At 46.1% G+C, this 20,070-nt stretch carries 8 protein-coding genes; 2 read left to right on the top strand and 6 right to left on the bottom strand.

Features of this window, described 5'->3' with window-relative positions:
* Positions 1 to 38: 38 nt before the first annotated feature.
* The 6 genes from METLIM_RS15715 to METLIM_RS10695 form a co-directional block, all read right to left on the bottom strand.
* On the bottom strand, positions 39 to 647 hold the full coding sequence (locus METLIM_RS15715) for a response regulator (RefSeq protein WP_004078471.1): 609 nt from the start codon (positions 645 to 647) through the stop codon (positions 39 to 41).
* Complete coding sequence (locus METLIM_RS10720; RefSeq protein ID WP_217177971.1) at positions 644 to 4,972, bottom strand: PAS domain S-box protein; 4,329 nt, start codon at positions 4,970 to 4,972, stop codon at positions 644 to 646. Before METLIM_RS10720 ends, METLIM_RS15715 begins: the two co-directional genes overlap by 4 nt.
* 320 nt (positions 4,973 to 5,292) lie before the next feature.
* On the bottom strand, positions 5,293 to 7,461 hold the full coding sequence (locus METLIM_RS15710; protein WP_004078469.1) for a hybrid sensor histidine kinase/response regulator: 2,169 nt from the start codon (positions 7,459 to 7,461) through the stop codon (positions 5,293 to 5,295).
* Positions 7,462 to 7,463: 2 nt separating this feature from the next.
* Complete coding sequence (locus tag METLIM_RS10710) at positions 7,464 to 10,982, bottom strand: PAS domain S-box protein (protein ID WP_004078468.1); 3,519 nt, start codon at positions 10,980 to 10,982, stop codon at positions 7,464 to 7,466.
* Positions 10,983 to 11,205: 223 nt separating this feature from the next.
* Positions 11,206 to 14,931, bottom strand: coding sequence for a PAS domain S-box protein (locus METLIM_RS15705; protein ID WP_004078467.1), 3,726 nt, complete (start codon positions 14,929 to 14,931; stop codon positions 11,206 to 11,208).
* A gap of 82 nt (positions 14,932 to 15,013) precedes the next feature.
* Positions 15,014 to 15,433 carry a universal stress protein gene (locus METLIM_RS10695; protein ID WP_004078466.1) on the bottom strand — a complete coding sequence of 140 codons (420 nt, stop codon included), beginning with the start codon at positions 15,431 to 15,433 and terminating at the stop codon, positions 15,014 to 15,016.
* Between the two features lie 382 nt (positions 15,434 to 15,815).
* Between METLIM_RS10695 and METLIM_RS10690 the strand changes: the two genes are divergently transcribed.
* Positions 15,816 to 17,255, top strand: coding sequence for a SulP family inorganic anion transporter (locus tag METLIM_RS10690; RefSeq protein ID WP_004078465.1), 1,440 nt, complete (start codon positions 15,816 to 15,818; stop codon positions 17,253 to 17,255).
* 545 nt (positions 17,256 to 17,800) lie between these two features.
* Positions 17,801 to 20,008: a PAS domain S-box protein gene (locus METLIM_RS15700; RefSeq protein ID WP_004078464.1), complete on the top strand. Its 2,208-nt coding sequence runs from the start codon at positions 17,801 to 17,803 to the stop codon at positions 20,006 to 20,008.
* The last annotated feature ends 62 nt before the right edge of the window (positions 20,009 to 20,070 follow it).

Below are 20,070 nucleotides of genomic sequence, written 5' to 3'. Positions count from 1 at the left end.
TCCCCGGAATTATGGTTGGAAATATGCTCTCCGGGAATTCACTTCAGAATATTCCCAAGTTCATGGAGGCGCTTCTCCTTCTCTTCCAGAAGTTCACGTACCTTCAGTACCTCCGGATTCTGTTCATCGCCCGGCTTTGGATTTGAGATTATTATCTTCTCAAGATAGGTAAACATCTCGCCAAGCACCCTGACATTATTGCGAAGAGCAGCATATTCACTCACGGCCTCTTCGTCAGCCCCGGAATCAAGCGCCTTCTCACAGAAAGCCGCAATATTATCATCTTCTCTGAAATACCCGGTGACGATATCCTCAAAAGCCTTCCTTCGCAGAGGCTTCATTGCAAAACCGTGCAGAAGCTTCCCATATCTGTCAATTTCCTCCGGAAGAGGCATCTTTCCGGTGAAGACAATCACAGGGACATCCTTTGTCCGTTCGTCCTCCCTAATCCGGCAGAGCACCTCCCATCCGTCCATCGGCTCCATCATAATGTCCAGCAGTACAAGATCAGGCAGTTCTTGGGAGAGAGCCTGAATTGCTTCACTGCCGCTTTCTGCAACAGTTACCGAATATCCCATACCTTCCAGTATTTTCTGGAAAAGGCCTCTCACAGACCTGTCATCATCACACATCATAATTTTTTTCATCTCATCTCCTCCGGATTTATGCCTCCAATCCCGTAATGCGTCTTTAAATACTCCCAGATCTTCTCTGAACGTATCCATCCGGCATCAAGCCTTGCAACGATATCATCAATAAGCTTTACCTGCTCATCTATCTCTGTTGATATATCCGGACATTTAATCTCCACATAGCCCGATATAACGGCAAGCGGGTTTCTGATCTGGTCATTCAGGGTTGCAAGCTGCTCCATATTCTCCTCAATCTGCTCAAGGGCTTTTCTCTCGCGTTTCTCCGTCTCCTTTCTGTCAGTAATATCCCGGATAATGAGTACCCATCCTGAAATTTCTCCGCCGGAATCATACAGAGGGGTTATCGAATGTTCGGCAGGGAAGACGGAACCGTCCTTTCTTCTCATCCGGAACTCAAACCTGGGTATCTTCATCTCATCCTTTATATATTGATAAATATGCCTGCCATACTCCTCAGATGATGCCTTATCCACATGCAGGAAATCTGTCGTCTTCCCGACAGTCTCCCCGCGGTTGTAGCCAAAGAGCGAGACGGCAGCACTGTTTACAGCCAGAATAACGGCAGGTTCGGCACCGAGGACAAATCCTGCATCCTGGAGCGATTCAAAAGTCCGTTTGAAAAGCTCTTTTTGTTTTTTGAGTTTCTCTTCTGCCTCCTTTTCCTGGGTAATATTGACAGACAGCTCTATCACGCGGTTGATCCTGCCGTCCGGGTCTCTAAGCGGCGCCATCTGCACAAGGAAGTCCTGTCCGGAGAATTTCGCTTCGGTTGTGACATTTTCACCTCCATCAAAGACAGATTTCAGGGCAGAGGCTATGATTCCGGCATTGTCCGGGTCAAGGACGTCATATAATGACTTTCCGGCGAGGAAGTCATTGGAGAGTTTATTCTTTTCAAGTTCAGGCCCTGCACTGAATACATAGCAGAGATCCCTGTCCATGATATGGATGGCACCACGCGGCAGATTGTCAACGATGGCACGCAGGCGGCTCTCACTCTCTTCGATCTTCTCCTGTGCTCTTCTGTTCCGGAATATCTCCCACATCATATTGCCAAGACTTACAGCGGCATTGACGTCATCTTCCCGGTAATCGTCCTCTTTGTTCGCAACCGCAATTACCGCTGCAATCCTGTTGCCGTCAAATATCGGAACGGAAAGGAAGCGGGTTACCTCGACATGCCCTTTGGGGCAGCCGTGTTTTTCAGGATGGGGGGCCGAGTAGTCATTGACTACAAACGGGGCACGCTTTCTGACACATTCACTCCAGATTCCGGCAGATGCGACTGGGAAATGTATTGGTCTGTCCTTAACACTGCATTCCTGCATAACACTCCCGGACCACCTGTGTATGGACATCCCGGATTCGTCCGGTGATATAATGCCAATAAATGCGTAACGGCTCTCCGTCATGGAAATACTGTTTTCAAGTGCATAGTCCAGTATCTCCGCATCCTCCCGGTCAGAAATTCTGTGAAGGCCCAGTAGAGACTTTACCCGTAAGAGGTGCAGGTTGATCTGATCCTTTGACCTCTTCTCTTCCGTTACGTCCCAGACCATTGAGATGAGAGAACCGTCTTTCTCAAGCGGAATGTTTCCTGCGTTAATGTAGGTGGTCTCCTCTCCGGGACGTGTTATGGGTATCTCTTCCCAGTGCATCCGGTTCTGGTCACCGCTTTTTATATCTGTCAGGACTCTGTTTTTTATCTCATCTCTGAAGTCCGGATCTTTATATACACTCTCCCAGAATCTGTCCGGTTCATCAAGGTCCTTTGCAGTAATCCTGTAATATTTCAGGAAGTTTTCATTGTGGTATTCAAACTTAACCTCAGAGGTCACTGAATTTACAGCTATCCCGACCGGGATATTGTCAACTACTGCTCTTATGTATGCCTCCCTCTCTTCAAGCCTCTCCTGTGCCTGCACAAGTTCGTCAAGCTGCTGGCGCAGCTCCTCCTCGGCGGCCCCAAGCTCTTCGTTCTTTCTTTTCAGTTCGTCTTCGGTCTCTTTAAGTTCTGTAATATCTGAGCAGAACCCTATCAGGCGGTCTTTGTCCAGCGCAACTGCCTTTAGCATTGAATAAAAATCAGTCCCGTCCTTTCTTCTGAGTAGTAATTCGCTCTCTACTGAGCCTTCATCTCTCAATTTTATAAAGGACAAAACAGTCTTTGGCGGGGCATTGGGTGAGGCAAGGTCCCGGACTGTCATATTCAGCATCTCTTCCATGGAGTAGCCGGTCATCTCAGCCGCAGCGGGATTGACGTCAATGTAGCGTCCCTCTTTATCTGTAATGAAAACCCCTACCGGAGCATTTTCGATATAGCTCCTGAACTTCTCTTCGCTTCCCTTAAGTTCCTCCTCTGCCTGTTTCAAAGGAGTGATGTCGTTATATACTGCGACTATAAGGCCGGACGGCAGCCTGTACACTCTGTTCTCCCGCCAGCCGTAGATCCTGTCGTCCCTGTACTCTCCTGTCGGGTGAAATGCCGGTCTGCCTGTCTTTGCAACTTCTTTAAAAATATCAAACAGTCCCAGGTCCTTTACTCCCGGAAAAATTTCTGTTACTTTCTTTCCGATTACATCCTCTCTTTTAATTCTGTCTATCTCCTCAGCAGCTTTATTTATATCGACAAAGACGAAATCCTCACCGTTGTCATCCGGACGTAAAACTGCCACCCCGCTGCTCATATTCTCAAAGAGCTGCTTAAATTTCTCTTCACTCTCTTTAAGCTCAAGCTCTGCCCGCTTGCGTTCAGTGATGTCCTGCCCCTGTGCGATGACTGAAATCAGTTTTGAGCCGTCCCGGTTCAGAATATTTGCAGAATTCCAGATGACGTTTTTGACATCTCCTGAAGAGAGGTTCCGGACGGGAATTTCTTCTCCTTTCAGCCATCTGCCTGCCATAGCCTGCCGGACAGTCTCCATGGACGCTTCCCTCTTCTCTTTTGGGAAGAGTATCTGAAGGTTTTTGCCGAGAGCGTCACCGGCTAAAATTCCGGTGAGGTACTCTGCGGCCTTATTGAAGCGTGTGATTGTGAGGTCAGCGTCCCAGACTATTATCGGGGCATTTGCATAATTTATAAGGCTGTTTAGATATTCGTTTGTTTCAGAGAGTTCATTGCGGGCATTGACAATCTCGTCAACCTGCTGTCTCAGCTCCTCTTCGGCGGCCGAAAGCTCTTCGTTCTTTCTTTTAAGCTCTTCTTCAGCCTCCCACTTGTCGGTTATATCACGGATAAGTGCGAGAATCTCATCTTTGAGGTACGGGATTATCCTGGCTTCATAATATGATAGTCCGGCGGGTGTTTCAACCGGATATTCGATCTTTTCAATATTTTCATTCTCCAGTGCCGACCTGATCTTTTCCATCAGTATTATGCCGAGTTCGCCGGGAATCACTTCGGTTATGGCCTTTCCAAGGCTCTCTTCTCTTGGTACAATCAGGCGGCTCTCGTCAGGTGTCCGGATGTCAGCCAGGGTTCCGTCCTCTTTGCACCGTATGAGTATGTCGGGGATTGCATCTATGATATGCCGGTTCAGGTGCTCAATTTCACTGAGTTTGTAAGATACCTCTTTTATGTCAGTTATGTCCCGGATTATTCCTGCGACTCCTGTCCTGTTATGGGCGATTTTTATCGGGAATTTTGTGGTCTCATAGATTCGTTTGCCGTAAGTCTCCTCTGAAACCACCTTTTTTCCGGTAAAAAGAGCTTTTTTATCTGATTCGAGGCATTCTGCAGCAGCGTCCGGCGCCATCAGGTCGTAATCGGTCTTATTCATGAGTTTGTCGTGGCTGATGCCAAAAAATTTCAGGTTTGCATCATTTGCTGTGATATATCTGAAATTTTCATCTTTGACAAACATCATATCGCTGTTTGTATAAAAGAAGGACTGGGCCAGTGCCTCACTTCTCTTTCTGTCAGCGAGATGTTTGACCTGTTCTGTCAGTTTTTTAAACTGCCCTTTTGGATCTCTTCCTTTCTCAAGGTAATAGTCTGCACCGCTGTTTAAGGCTTCAATAATAAGTTCTTCGCTACCTTTGCCGGTGAAGATTATAAACGGCGTATTGTCGCCGCGTTTCCGGATATGGCTAAGGAAGGATATCCCGTCCAGTCCGGGCATCTGGATGTCGGATATTATTGCGTCAAATGGTTTTTCTGATATCAGTTTTATAGCATCCTCTGCGTTATCGCAGGTTGTAACTGTGATTTCTCCGCTCTTTTCAAGGAATATTTTCCCGCCCTTCAGAAGTATTGCCTCGTCATCCACGTAAAGAACAGAGATTAATCCTTTTTCCCCCGATATATCTTCTGTATTCATATCTGTATCTGCAATCTGACCTGATCTCCTCCCGGTTAGTGTTATTGTCCGCATATATTATATATTCTCGGCATGGCGGACTGGCATAAGCGGCAGATGAGAGGCAAAAAAAGGGCTGCTCTCTCTCTTACTTCAAAAAAAAAGTTATTCCGTCTTGCCAAGTGCTTGCGGGGTGCTTGCGGGGTGCTTGCGGGGTGCTTGCGGGGTACTTGCTGACTGAATCCGGCTATATCAGAAAGAAGTTCTTTCTGACTGTTTCTCTTTTTCACCGGATAAAATGTTGCGTTAAAAATTCCGAAAAATACAGTCCCGTCTGAAGATCACTCATATTTCCATGCACCGGCAGGAACAGTCATCTCAAAGCGTGCACCTTTTCCGTGCACCCCGTTCTCCCGGATAGTAATTCCTGTGATGGCAAGGATTTCTCTAATAAGGAATAGACCAAGTCCCGTATTCGCACCGACACCACGCTTAAAGATCTTCTCCTTCATATCGTCCGGCACACCGCATCCGTCATCCTCCCAGATGATTACAAAGGCTGAATCTGCCGGCCTGCATGATACAGAGATCCCGGTTGCCCCTTCTGCATGCCGGACAGTATTGTCATATAGATTGTAAAAGACCTTCTCCACCATCGGGTCTGCATAGATTAAGACCTCGGGGCAGCTGCATGTTATGGGGAACTGTCTATCATCTATCTTCTCAAGAAGAGCGGCTACTGGGAGCCACACCGGTTCATGAACGCCAAGCTGTTCATACTCGCGTGTGAACTCAATCTGGCGCTGAATTGCAGAAGCTGCATCAGAGGCCTTCTTCAGATGCCCACACCGGGTATTATCGGCACAGTTCTCACCGGCGAATTCAAGGAATGCCTGAAGCACCATGACCTTGTTGAGGATATCATGGCGGGTTATGCCGGACAGGAGGTTTAGCTGGCGGTTAGTACGTATAAGGGCCGATTCTGCCTGTTTACGTTCGGTAATATCATGGATGATAGAGTACAGCAGAGTTTTTTTGTTTATTGTGATTTTTGTGCTGTACACGTCAACATCCCGGACCGAACCGTCAGCACGCCTGTGGCGGAACTCAAAATGAATCTTCCCCTCTTCTGTTGCTCTCTTTATCTCCCGGTCTATCTCTTCAGGTGTGAGGGTATTGATATCATGAATTCTCATCCGCTTAAGTTCCTCCTCACTCCACCCGTAGAACTTTACCGCTGCCGGGTTGGCGTCAGTTATCCTGCCGTCCTTTGGATCAATGACCATCTTGACTGCGGCGTGATTTCTGAAGAGGTCCCTGAAATGCGCCTCGCTCTCCCGTAGTGCCCTTTCTGCCTGCCTGCGTCCTGTAATATCCCGGCAGAAGCAGATTACCTCTCCGCCGTGAGTATCCAGCCAGGTTGCCGAGACTTCAATATCGATGAGACTGCCGTCTTTCTTTTTGTGGGCAGTTTCAAAAAGCTCAGATCTGCTCCTGATACTCTCAATCCTTGCCAGGGTATGTTCGAAGGTCTCCTCTGCATCGATATCAGTGATATTCATGTCCAAAAGTTCCTCCGGCGAATAACCCGTCATTGCAGAGTAGGCCTCGTTTACATCCTTAATTCTCCCCTCCCCGTCAATTACGACAAAGCCGTCCCTTGCCGTATGCAGAACTTTCTTCAGGTAATCCTCGCTCTCCTTAAGTTCCACATCTGCCTTTACCCGGTCGGTTACATCGTTATATACCGAGACGATCTCTCCGGTTTGGAGACAAAAGACCCGGTTGTCGTACCAGCTGGCATATTTGTCATCAGTATATGCCTTCTCGGGGTAATATTCCGGGACACCTGTCTTCCAGACCCTCTGAAAGACCGGAATCAGCCCGTATTCGTCAATATTCGGGCGGAGGTCTAAGAGGCTCTTTCCCACCACTTCAGATTTTGTTCTGCCCTCAATCTCAAGTGCCATCCGGTTAAAGTCCCTGACAATGTAATCTCTGCCGCATCTGCCATCGTTTTTGACCTCATAGATGGCAGAACCGCTTGTGATTGTATCAAAAAGTCCCCTGAAGAGTTCTTCGTTCTTCCGGAGCGCCTCTTCCCCCTTCCTCTTTGAGACCGCATAATGTATCTTATTGGTGAGTTCGGCAAACTGTGACCTCGGTTCACCGCCCTTCTGGAGATAAAAGTCTGCGCCGCTGTTTAAGGCTTCAATTACTATCTCTTCGCGGCTTTTCCCTGTGAAGATTATAAACGGAGTATCATCTCCGCGTCCGCGGAGTATTTTTAAAAATGAGATGCCGTCACATTCCGGCATCTGGTAGTCTGATATTATGGCGTCGTATTTATTCTCTGTCAGCAGATTTAAGGCATCAGACGCATTATCGCAGGTTGTGACAGTAAAATTTCCGGTATGCTCAATATATAACTTTCCTGCATCAAGAAGTACCGGTTCGTCATCCACATATAATATTGATACCGGCTGGTCTGAGGACTCTGAACCGTTCATTATTAAATGTCCGGCGAGATTGTATTAATATCTTTCTCAGTTCTCCAAGCACCGGCAGGAACAGTCATCTCAAAGCGTGCACCTTTTCCGTGCACCCCGTTCTCCCGGATAGTAATTCCGGTAATGGCAAGGATTTCACGGATCAAAAAGAGGCCAAGTCCGGTATTTGCACCGACACCACGCTTAAAGATCTTCTCCTTCATCTCATCTAAAACTCCGCACCCGTTGTCCTCCCAGATGATGACACAGCCATCTCTTTTATCTCCGGGTGCTGAATAATCTGCTTTAATATCGGTATTTTCATCTCTGACAGGTTCTTTTGGCAGAATTACTGATATACATACTTCATCCACTCCCCTGCCATGCCTGAGGGTATTGTCATAGAGGTTGTAAAAGACCTTCTCAACCATCGGGTCTGCAAAAATCTCAATATCTTTGCATTCGGATTTCACAGGTACAGGGCCAACAGCCGCATCTTCTAAGACTTCAGAGAGCCTGAACCATGCAGTGTCACCTGAGCCAAGCATGTTATATTCACCTGTAAATTCAATCTGGTTCTGAATTGTCATGGCGGCCTCTTTCATAATCGCCAGATATTCAGAAATAACAGGTTCTGAATTTTTTCTCCCGGTCAGATCGATAAAAGAATGCAAACCTGTAACCTGATTGAGTATATCATGCCGGGTTATCGAATTGAGCATCTGAAGTTTATTATTGGCAATACGCAAAGCCTCTTCATTTCTTTTTCTGTCAGTGATGTCGTCAAGAATTATCCTGACTCCGGTAACATCTCTATCTTTCATTACCGGAATTACATGCAGCCTTAAATACAGCTCATTTCCGGCTGGGGAGAGATGCTCCATCTCAAAATTGAATATGCCCTCTCCGCTCTCAATAACGTCCCGTAACAGCTTTGAAAAACCTGATTTTATGACGATATTATTTTCCAGCAGATTCAGGTCATATCTCATATCAATACCGGTAGAGCCAAGGATCTCAGGAACCCTCCGGTTCGCATAGAGAATTTTCCCATTCCTGTCTGAGGCAATTATACCCACAGGGGCATTATCTGCAAGGTCCCGGTACTTCTCTTCACTCTTCCGGAGTTCCTCTTCGGCCCTCTTTCTCCGGGTAATGTCAAGATGTGTCCCGTACATCCAGACAGGTCTGCCGTCATCTGTCCATTCTGTAACCTTTCCGCGATCAAGCACCCATACCCAGTGGCCGTCTTTATGCCGCATCCGTGATTCAAACTGGTAATAGTCCGTCTCTTTCTTAAAATGCCTCTCCATCAGGCGGTTGCTCTCTTCAAGGTCGTCAGGATGGGCATATTTCATCCATGTCCTGATAGATACGGGGGAGATCTCCTCAAGGGTATAGCCGATAATCTCTGCCCAACGCTCGTTGAATATCGCCTCTCCTGTCATAACATTCCATTCCCAGGTTCCAACGTTTGTTCCGGAGATTATGGCACTAAGCCTTCTTTTCTGGTCTGCAAGTTCTATCTCGGCCTTCTTTCTTTCAGTTATATCCTGCAGTGTCCCGTGAAGCCCGGTGACTGTGCCGTCACCGCTCTTCTTTACGCCGCCAAATGCATGAACAAAGCGTATTGTCCCGTCCGGCCTTATGAGTTCAAGTTCTGCGGAATATGACTCCCCGTATTCAAGCGCTTTTTTAACGGCAGAACTGAGTATTGCCTGGCTTTTCTCCGTGTATATATCTGTAAGGTCGGGATATGACGGCGGCTTCACTGACGGGTCAATGCCGGTTATGGTGTAAATCTCCTCTGACCAGGTTATAGTGTCGGTTTTAATATCCCAGTCCCAGATACCAATCTCTGAAAGCCTGTGGGCTTCCCTTAGATCTTCCCGTGTTTTAATCAGTTCTGCCTCAGTAATTTTAAGCTCTGTAATATCAGAACAAAATCCCATATAGCGATCTTCATCCAGGGCAACCGCCTTGAGCATTGCATAAAAATCAGTCCCGTCCTTTCTTTGGAGAAGCAGTTCACCCTGCACTGAACCTTCTTCTTTCAGTTTTATAAAGGACGCAACTGTCTCCTGCGGGGCATTGGGTGAGGCAAGGTCGGAGACTGTCATATTAAGCATCTCAGACTGCGTATATCCGGTCATCTCAGATGCGGCCGGATTGACGTCAATATACCTGCCCTCTTTGTCGGTTATGAATATAGCGTCCGGAGCATTTTCTATATAGCTCCTGAACTTCTCCTCGCTCTTTCTTAATGCCTCTTCGGTCTCTTTTCTTCCGGTAATATCCCGGCAGAAGCAGATTATAATGCCTCCTTTATCTTCGAGATAAGATGCAGAGATCTCTACATCAAAGATACTACCGTCTTTTCTCTGGTGTTTTGCTTCAAATATCTCAGAACCATTCTCAGTTATGCGCCTGATACGTCTGGCGGTCTCAGCCGGATTTTCATATGCGTCAAGGTCGTTAATACCCTGGGCCAGAATTTCGTCCCTGGTGTAACCTGACATTGTGCAGTATGTCTCATTGACATCGGTCAGTCTCTTCTCCGGAAGTCCGATTGTCCAGAACCCGTCCATTGTGGTCTGGATAATTGCCCTGTGGCGCTCTTCGCTCTCCTTTAGTTCAGACTCCGCCTGCCTGCGTTCTGTAATGTCCTGGCCCTGTGCTATGAACGCCTTTGCTCTGCTTCTGCTATTCTCTTTTATTTCTGCTGTATTCCAGATGACGGTCTTTATAATGCCAGGGCGGTTTTTCACCGGAATTTCGGTCATTACCGGTTCTCTTCCTGCTACAGACTGGCAGATATTTTCTGTATATTCCTCTTTTTTATCATCCGGAAATATTATCCCGATCTCTTCTCCGATTGCTTCATCGGCCAAAATTCCGGTAAGCTCTTCAGATGCACGGTTAAAACGGGTAATTACAAGGTCACTGTCCCAGACGATTATCGGGGCGTTTGCGTTTTCAATCAGTCTGTTTAAGTAGTCATTTAATTCTGAAAGTTCATTTCTGGCGCTGATGTTCTCTTTGAGCTGCTGCCGGAGTCTCTCTTCAGTGGCTTCAAGGCGGCTGTTTGCGGCAAGGAGTTCTTCATTTTTTATTTTGAGTTTATCCTCATTTCTCTTCTTTGATACTGCGTATCTCACTTTATTGGCAAGTTCTGAAAACTGTGATTTAGGTTCGCCGCCTTTCTGGAGAAAAAAGTCTGCACCACTGTTTAAGGCTTCAATGGCGACCTCTTCACGGCTTTTTCCGGTGAAGATAATAAACGGGGTTTTGTCACTTCCGGCTCTTATCTGCCGGAGTAATTCTGTACCGGACATCCCCGGCATCTGGTAATCTGATATTATTGCGTCAAATTTCTCATCTGACAGAAGCTTTAGGGCTTTAGCAGCGCTTTCGCAGGCTGTAACTTTAAAATCATTGTTGAACTCCAGATATATCTGTCCTGCCTTAAGAAAGATCAGTTCATCGTCAATATAAAGGACTGATATTATCTCCTTTGCCACTTTGTTCTCTTCCTTATTCACAATAATCCCTGATCTGTATTATTCATGTTCAGACTGTGCTGTCTGTTATATTGTCCTGCTTAGTTAATAAAATATCATTATTGATGTGCGCATTGGTCTGTCAGATTGCGACTTGTCTGTAAAAGAGAAGTTCTGCTGATGAATTAACAGTGAATGGGGTGGTAATTTTCTATTGTGCTGAATGCGGTAAAAACAGAGGGTTTTAAATGTTTAATGGATATTTTTATGGCTGATTATCAATATCCGGGCCTTCCTGGATTCTCCATGCACCGGCAGGAACAGTCATCTCAAAGCGTGCACCTTTTCCGTGCACCCCGTTCTCCCGGATAGTAATTCCTGTAATGGCAAGTATTTCACGGATCAAAAAGAGGCCAAGCCCGGTATTTTCACCGACACCACGCTCAAATATCCTCTCCTTCATCTCATCTAAAACTCCGCACCCGTTGTCCTCAAAGATAATCAGGCAGTCCGGATGTCCTGTTTCACCGGTCTTTCCTCCTTTTGGTCCGCATGAAATTCTTATCTCATCCGCACCTCTGCTGTGCCGGATGGTATTGTCATAGAGGTTGTAAAAGACCTTCTCTATCATCGGGTCGGCAAATATCTCAATATCTTCACATTCGCAGGTTATATTTACCGGCCCTCTCCCGTTTTTATCTGCTGACGGGCATGGGCTGTACCAGTCCGGCTCTTTTGCACCAAGTTCATCATATTCCCGTGTAAATTCGATCTGCCGTTTTATTGCATCGTTTGCTATACGGATATTATTGCAGTATCCCTTAAGTTTCTCCCCCATCTCCTTATTCCCTGCGAGATCAAGATACCCGCCGATGACCATAACATGGTTGAGGATGTCATGCCTGGTGATTCCGGAGAGGAGCTGGAGTTTTTTGTTTGAGATGAGCAGAGCTTTCTCAGTCCTTTTTCTCTCAGTGATGTCATCTATGATTATCATTGCCCCTCTGGTATTTCTGCCGGTCTGGAGCGGAATTATATGAATTCTTAGATAAACTTCCCTGCCCCAGACGGAGATGTACTTCATCTCAGTTTTTAAGACCGGCTTTCCTGTATCAATGACATCTCTTAAAATATCTGCAAAGCCTGAAACTATCAGATTTTTAGTGTGCAGGAGATTTATCTCAGCCGTCTTCTCAATTCCCGGAGAGCCGAGAATCTCTGCAACCCTTTGGTTCACATACGTAATTGTGCCCTCTCTGTCACAGGTGAGGATGCCAACCGGAGAGTTCTCTGCAAGACTGCGGTATTTCTCTTCGGATTTTTTTATTGTATCCTCCACAACTTTCTTATCTGTTATGTCCTGGACGTGGACAAGATAGCCTGTAACTGTACCGTCATCTGTTTTTAGGGGTGTTATCAGGACGTCCAGCCAGGCAGAACCACTCTTTATTGTCGGATAGAGATTTAGCGAGATGACCGTATCAAAATCAAATTCAACTTCGTAGCGTACAGTCTCACCCCTGAGCAGTTTTTCCTTATGCTCATCAGTGACATTGGGGTCCTCAAAGAGCGGGAAACCTTTGATATCTTCAATGTCACTGACGCCGAATATCTCAAGGCATGCCGGGTTTACATGGATGAGCCTTCCGGCTGAATCGAAAAGCTCGATTGCAATCGTGGAATTGTCATATATCGCCCTGTACTGCTCTTCGCTCTTCCGGAGTTTATCCTCGGCCGTGAACCTCTCAATTGTACTGCCAAGTGACTCTCCGGCAGAGATGAGAGTCTCCCTTTCTTCGTCTGTAATCTCATGCCGTTTTTTGCCGGCGACATTCAGTGCACCTATTACCCTGCCTTTTGATACCAGGGGGACACTTGCCATGGAAGAAAAGCCGCTTCTTTCTGCATGTTCCGGTGATATCTCTTCGTAATGGTCGGTGATTATAGTCTCACCTTTCATAAACAGTGAGTAGTAGGGTTCTCTGTCAGCCGTTATTTTTCCTGCCTCCTCAAGCAGGAATTGTGGGACATTTCTGGAGCAGACGACTGATGCTGTCCCGCTCTCCTCATCTATGATATAAATCCCTCCTGCATCGAAATCAAGGAGGGAGAGAGTCCTGTCAATAATATTTTCAAAGAGTGAAGGGAGGTCTTTAGCCCTGTTTGCGGCTGATATCATCTCATTTACCGCAGCAAGGGTTCTGGAGTGATGTTTTAGCTTCTCTTCCATCATCTTCAGGTCTTCGATCTCTGTAAATATTCCCTGAATTCCGGAGAGATGTCCGTCTTTTATTGCCGGACGGGCTTCTGTTCTTACCCAGACTGAACTGCCGTCTCTTCTGAGGAGGCGAAATTCAGTCGGTCTGATCTTTCCGGATAATATCTCCCGGAAACGGTCTTTTCTCTCTTTTCTGTCATCCGGATGGACAAATTCGTAGTATGGCCTTCCTGTATATTCTGAGGGAGGATATCCGGTTACACTCTCTATATTTGGCGATATCTCTATGACTGTCCCGTTTTCGTCAAGTATGTAGTATATCTCCTTAAGGTTTTCAAAGAGGGAGCGGAGTTTTTCTTCACTGGCTGACAGCTCTGTTCTGGCTGCTTTGAGGTCTCTGATGGTCCGTGCCTGTGAGACGTTCTGGAATGCGAGATCTGAGAGTTTTTTTGAGAGGGTATAGATGACCTGTGCTATCTTTCTGAACTGCTCTTCCGGCACAGAGGCAATTTCCCGGTATGCAATAACTGCTTTTTCCCCGTCTGCACCAATTTCCTGTGCATATTCACGTATTTTATCTTCGGAGTAGTTTTCGTTTCTGACCTGACCTATGATCCAGCTGGCGATATGCCTGTTGTTTACGGTAATTCCTGCTCCTGCGCTCATAAGTCCGCAGGGGCACTGGCTGATAGTCGGGCCGTTTTTGTCCGGTCTGCCGGTGACTGAATTGGATTTATTGCAGTTCTCCACTCCTTTTTCTGTTTTCCGGAGAATTTCGCTGCATAACCGGGTGGATTTGGATGCTTTTGTAACCGGTGTTCCGTCCGGGCGTATGATTACGGAGGCAACGCCGGTCGCTTCCGCAAATTCGTCCTGGAGGCGCTGGATCTCGTCCCGGCTGAAGAGGTCTTCAAATGATATCTCGCCGTTGCTCTCAAATGGTCTTGTCAGGGCAATTATCCGGCGCTCAAGAGCTTCCATTGAGGCTCTCTGCTGAGTTATCTCTTCGATTGTCCCTTCGTAGTATATTTCCTCGCTGCTGTCATCTTTTATGGCAGTGGCATTGATGGAGATCCAGATGCTGTGGCCGTCACGATGTCTGTTTTCCGCTATGAAATTTTTAACCTCTCCTTTGGTATCGAGGATATGCCTGAAGGTGTCTCTCACCTCCGGATTTACATATAACTGGTCGCGGATATTGTGTATGTCATCAATCATCTCCTTTGGGGTGTTGTAGCCGTAAATCCGGGCAAAGGCCGGGTTTATATCGAGATAGACTCCTTTCGGTGTTGTCCTGAATATGCCGAGTATTGCGTTATTGAAGAGGCTGAAGTATTTCTCCTCGCTTTTTATCAGTGCTTCTTCGCTCTTTTTCTTTGAGACTGCGTAGCGTATTTTATTGGCGAGTTCTGCAAACTGCGGTTTCGGGTTGCCGCCTTTCTGGAGATAAAAGTCTGCTCCGCTGTTTAAGGCTTCAATTACGACATCTTCACGGCCCTTTCCGGTGAAGATGATGAATGGTGTATTGTCGCCTCTCTCGCGGAAGTGGCGTAGAAATGAGAGTCCGTCGCATTCCGGCATCTGGTAGTCTGATATGACTGCATCGAATTGTTTCTGTTTCAGCAGTTTTAAGGCATCTACAGCATTTTCGCAGGTTGTAACCTTAAAATCCCCAAATCTCTCAAGAAATATCTTTCCGATATCAAGCAGTGACGGTTCGTCATCCACATAAAGAACGGAGATCTTTGAACTGCCGGAGGAGGGGTCATTCATAATATACTATAGATTTAATATATGGTAAATATTTTCTGTTATGCGGTTGTTTTTTTCCTTCCGGAAAAAACCGGTGGAGTTTTTATTTTATTATCATGACGGGGCATTCTGCACTGTGGGTGACTTTCCGGCTAACACTCCCAAGAACGACGCCTTTTATCGTTCCAAGTCCGCGGCTGCCGAGTATTATCAGGTCGGCTTTCTCCTTTTCTGCAATTCGTATTATCTCATCGGCAGGGTCGCCTATTGCAACTTTGAGTGTGTATGGGATCTCTTTTTCTGTCAGCGCCGATATTGTCTGTTTTATCTTCTTTTCTGCATCGTCTTTCAGTACTTTGTGGACATCGAAATTGTCCTTTACAAGTTTTGACTGGGGTGGTGTGCCGGTGATATATGTAAGAATTATCTGTGATGACAGTTCTTCTGCAAGTCCGGCAGCCTCCTTTGCTGCACGTTCTGCGTTGTCTGAGCCGTCTGATGCCAGGAGTATTTTTTTATACATTTAAATTAAGTCTCCCTAAAGGTCTTATCTGCAATAGTGTTTAATTTTTTGTTTGTTGTTATGCTTTAATTATTCATGCTTTTATGCTCTCTGTTATACGGGTGTCCGGAATATTGTTTGTCTGTCTGGTTTAATGTGGTGCGGATCGTATGTCTGGGTCATTTAATAATATGTTTTTTCTGTGTTTGTCCGGAAATGTTATCTTTTTTGGTGATAAATATATTACAGTTTCAGGAAGTCCCGCCGTGATGGGATTTTCTGCCGGATTTATGAATTTCTGCCCGGTTTATGCAGTATATTTCCGGTTATGAATATAAACAGATATTCTTTGGATTAATGGATTATGGCTATATGTGAATTTTTAGAGAGGTTGGAGGTTTAGGTGTCATTCGCGCAGAGATTAAGGGCTGAGTGGTTTTCAAATGTCAGGGGCGACTTCCTCGCCGGAATTACAGTAGCTCTGGCTCTTATTCCTGAAGCTATTGCGTTTTCCATCATTGCAGGGGTTGATCCGATGGTGGGCCTGTATGCATCGTTCTGCATTGCTGTTGTTATTGCTTTTGCAGGCGGAAGGCCGGGTATGATCTCGGCTGCGACAGGTTCGATGGCCCTTGTGATGGTTGTCCTGGTGCGGGATTTCGGGGTTGAGTATCTCTTTTTAGCGACTGTTATAACCGGAATTATGCAGTTATGTCTTGGATTTTTAAAGGTAGGGCGGCTTATCTCGTTTATTCCTTATTCTGCTGTTCTTGGGTTTGTAAATTCGCTTGCTATTCTGATTTTTATCTCGCAGATTCCGTTTCTGATTGGTGTGCCGCCTGTTGTGTATCTGATTACGGCTGCGACTGTCGGGATTGTGGTTCTTCTGCCAAAGGTTACGAAGGCCGTTCCTGCACCGCTTGTCGCAATTGCGGTTATGGCCGGAATTACCATCACTGCCGGGATTGATGTCTTAACGGTTGGCGATCTTGGCACTATTACCCGTGCACTGCCTCTATTCCATCTGCCGGCTGTGCCTCTCTCTGTTGAATCTCTGCTCATTGTCCTGCCGTATTCGGTGACGCTTGTTATTGTCGGACTTTTGGAGTCGCTTCTCACTGCGTCTATTGTCGATGAGATGACTGATACTAAAAGTGATAAGGACCGGGAGGTTAAGGGTCAGGGTATTTCCAATGTTGTTGCGGGCGTTTTTGGCGGGATGGCCGGCTGTGCTATGATTGGGCAGTCTGTTATCAATGTCACTTCCGGAGGGAGGGGCAGGCTTTCGTCGCTTACTGCCGGTCTTTTTCTGATATTTCTCATTATTGTTCTTGGCGATCTTGTCGCTCAGATTCCTATGGCTGCTCTTGTCGGGGTGATGATTATGGTGGCTGTCGGGACTTTTGAGTGGAGTTCTTTAAAGGATCTCGGAAAGATGCCGAAGAGTGACGCCTTTGTTATGCTGGTCACTATCGCGATTGTTGTCTATACTCATGACCTTGCTAAGGGTGTCTTAACCGGAGTTGTGATTGCTGCACTTGCTATGGTCTGGAAGATGTCTGCAATTTCTGTCTCCGGCAGTGTCAGGGATGACGGTGTTAAGGTTTATACTGTAAGGGGCCAGCTCTTCTTCGCGACTATGTCGGCTTTTGTTGATCTCTTTGATTATGCCGGCGATCCTGAAAGGATTGAGATTGATTTTGTCAGTTCGCATATATGGGACCATTCTGCTGTTGAGGCGATTGTCAGGGTGATTGACAAGTATCAGCAGGAGGGTAAGTCGGTGTATGTTACGGGTTTAAATCCGGAGAGTCAGGAGACGCTTGATAAGGGCTTTTCATGAGGATTTAATGGATTTGGTGATGTGGTGGGGGTGTGAGGATGTGGTGGGGATGTGGTGATGTGGGGATGTGGTGATGTGGGGATGTGGGGATGTGGTGGTGTGGTGGTGATGTGACCTTTTTCCTTTTTTTGTCCGGTGCTGAACTTACCGTGAACTTACCATGAACTACCTGTGAACTAAAAAATCTGTTTAATTTTTGATTCTGTCGTTTTTTGTCCGGTGTTGAACTACCCGTCAACAAAATATTTTTCCGGATTGCAAATCTGAGCCTGATTTGCGGTTTGATTGATTTTGATGCAACTGTCTGTTAACATGCCGGTTAAGTATCTGTTAACTGCCGGCTCTCTGTCCATCTCTTTGTCTGTTAACTACCCGTCAACAAAATATTCTCTCAAATCATGACAATATTGGGATATATTTTGGGTTCTGACATATGGCTTTTTGGTATAGCATTTACCACAGGATCACCCCTTCAGATGATGATACTTCATTTCAGTCCGACTATGCCTTAAATAACTTTATCATTCATAAATTCTCATAGTCATATGATGAGAAAGAACGGGTATAACCGGGGAAAAATTGCAGTTCTTTTTATCAATTATGACCCTGAGTGCCTGTCGGAAACAAAAAAGCATCTTGAAAAATCAGGCAGAATATCTGTATATTGCGCTGAAAATGCAGAAGAAGCCATAGCTCTGCTAAATAAAAATCCATTCGATGTCATTGTATCCGGTTTTGTCCCAACTGACTCCACCGGAAAATCACCGGAAAATGCTCTGCTTAAATACATAAAAGAGAACAATATCAGAATTCCATACATTGTTTTTTCCGGAGACTCTGGTGAAGATGCAGTTGCCGGGTCATTTAATAATGGGGCTGATTTCTTCGTCCGCAGGACCGGAAGGCCTGATGATTACTACGCAGAACTTGCCGGAAAGATCAGATTTGCAGCTGAAAACAGGAAAAGACCCTCTGAAACAGATCTCTTTAACCAGGAGAGGCTCCGGCTTGTGCTTGAAGCAACAAATGACGGGATATGGGACTGGGATCTGAAAACGGGAGAGGCATTCTTCAGTCCACGCTGCTTTACCATGCTTGGCTATGAACCGGATGAGGTGCCTGCATCATACAGTACATGGAGAGAGAATGTCCTCCCTGATGACCTTTTAAAGGCTGAAAAGGTCGTTTATGACTGTATCCACAACGGCAGGGACGGTTTTGATCTTGAGTTCCGGATGAAAACCAAAAGCGGTGAAATCCGGTGGATGAGGGCCAGGGGTAGTGTTGTAAGCAGGGACTCAGACGGAAAAGCTCTCCGGATTCTTGGGACGCATACTGATATTACCGACTGGAAAATGGCAGACAAGGCCCTTCGTGAAAGCGAGAATAAATTCCGGAAACTCTTTGACAAGGCCTCACAGATCTTCTTTTTATTTGATCTTGACGGAAATTTTGTGGATGCAAACGAAAAAGCGACAACTACAACAGGTTACACTCTTGATGAACTCCTCTCAATGAATGTCAATGATCTCGATCCCGAATCGGTAATCCGCAATGACAGAAGAAATATCTGGCATAAATTCCCGGATGACAGGGATATTTACATTGAGACGAGGCACCGGCGTAAGGACGGGACCATTTACACAGCAGAGGTCCGGGCGACAAAGTTAAAAATAGGGGATGAGCATTATGTCCTCTCACTTGTAAACGATATTACGGAGAGGAAAAAAGCGGAAGAGGCCATATCCAGAAGTGAAAAAAAATACAGGGATATTTTTGAGAATTCCGTCACCGGACTGTTCAAAACTACTTTCAATGGAGAGATATTTGATGTAAACAACTCCTTTGCCCGTATGTATGGTTATCCGGATGCAGAGGAGTTCCTGAAATCAGGGAAAAATGCAGGGGATTTTTATTTTGATGTCCGTGACAGGGAAAAGGTTGTAAATATTATTTCAGAAGACGGCAGTGTTACCGGTTATGAGGCAATCCATAAAAAAAGGGACGGCACGCCATTCTGGGTGTCAATTAGCGGAAGACTGCTCTGTGATGATAACCGGAAATACTGTGAAGGGAGCATAATCGACATTACGGAGAGGAAAAAAGCAGAAGAGGCACTGTTTCTTTCAAACCGGAAGTTAAAACTGCTCTCCGGAATTACAAGGCACGATATCCTCAACCAGATAACAGTTATCAGGGGCATTGCCGACATAATTGATGATCTTGAGGATGAACAGGAAAAAACCGAGTATATCGGAAAGATTGACAGTGCAGCCCGTACAATTGAAGAAAATATATTGTTTACAAAAGAGTATGAACAGCTTGGAGTCAATACACCTGAATGGATCTCAGTTTCAGGTTTAACTGACAGGAGGTCATTTGGAAAACTGCCGGTGCACAACCTCTGTGAAGATATTATGATATATGCCGATCCTATGCTCAGTAAAGTCTTTGAAAACCTGATGGACAATACGGTCAGGCATGGTGAGAAGGCCACTGAGGTTTATGTCAGGTGCAGGCATGACAATAACGGGGGGCTTGTCATTACATGGGAGGACGACGGGACCGGCGTGCCTGATGAAGAGAAGGAGAGAATTTTTCAGAGAGGAGTTGGCAAAAACACGGGGTTTGGCCTTTTCCTGACAAGAGAGATCCTCTCCATTACCGGAATTTCAATAAAGGAGAGCGGGGTCTTTGGCAGCGGGGCACGGTTTGAGATCACAGTTCCGGCAGATTCCTGGAAAAAGGATTAGCTCTCTTAAAGGCAGAGATGCCGGTCTGTGTTCGGTCCGGAATATAAGCTCTCAGTTTATCA

The organism is Methanoplanus limicola DSM 2279 (genome assembly GCF_000243255.1).
GTDB classification, from domain to species: Archaea; Halobacteriota; Methanomicrobia; order Methanomicrobiales; family Methanomicrobiaceae; genus Methanoplanus; species Methanoplanus limicola.
The sequence above is the reverse complement of the archived record's forward strand: the minus strand, read 5'-3'. Positions and strand labels throughout refer to the sequence as shown.

What these genes read in the sequence shown, in the direction of transcription:
- METLIM_RS15715 (WP_004078471.1), bottom strand. Translation starts at nt 647, where the DNA reads ATGAAAAAAATTATGATGTGTGATGATGACAGGTCTGTGAGAGGCCTT.
- METLIM_RS10720 (WP_217177971.1), bottom strand. Translation starts at nt 4,972, where the DNA reads ATGAATACAGAAGATATATCGGGGGAAAAAGGATTAATCTCTGTTCTT.
- METLIM_RS15710 (WP_004078469.1), bottom strand. Translation starts at nt 7,461, where the DNA reads ATGAACGGTTCAGAGTCCTCAGACCAGCCGGTATCAATATTATATGTG.
- METLIM_RS15705 (WP_004078467.1), bottom strand. Translation starts at nt 14,931, where the DNA reads ATGAATGACCCCTCCTCCGGCAGTTCAAAGATCTCCGTTCTTTATGTG.
- METLIM_RS10695 (WP_004078466.1), bottom strand. Translation starts at nt 15,433, where the DNA reads ATGTATAAAAAAATACTCCTGGCATCAGACGGCTCAGACAACGCAGAA.
- METLIM_RS15700 (WP_004078464.1), top strand. Translation starts at nt 17,801, where the DNA reads ATGATGAGAAAGAACGGGTATAACCGGGGAAAAATTGCAGTTCTTTTT.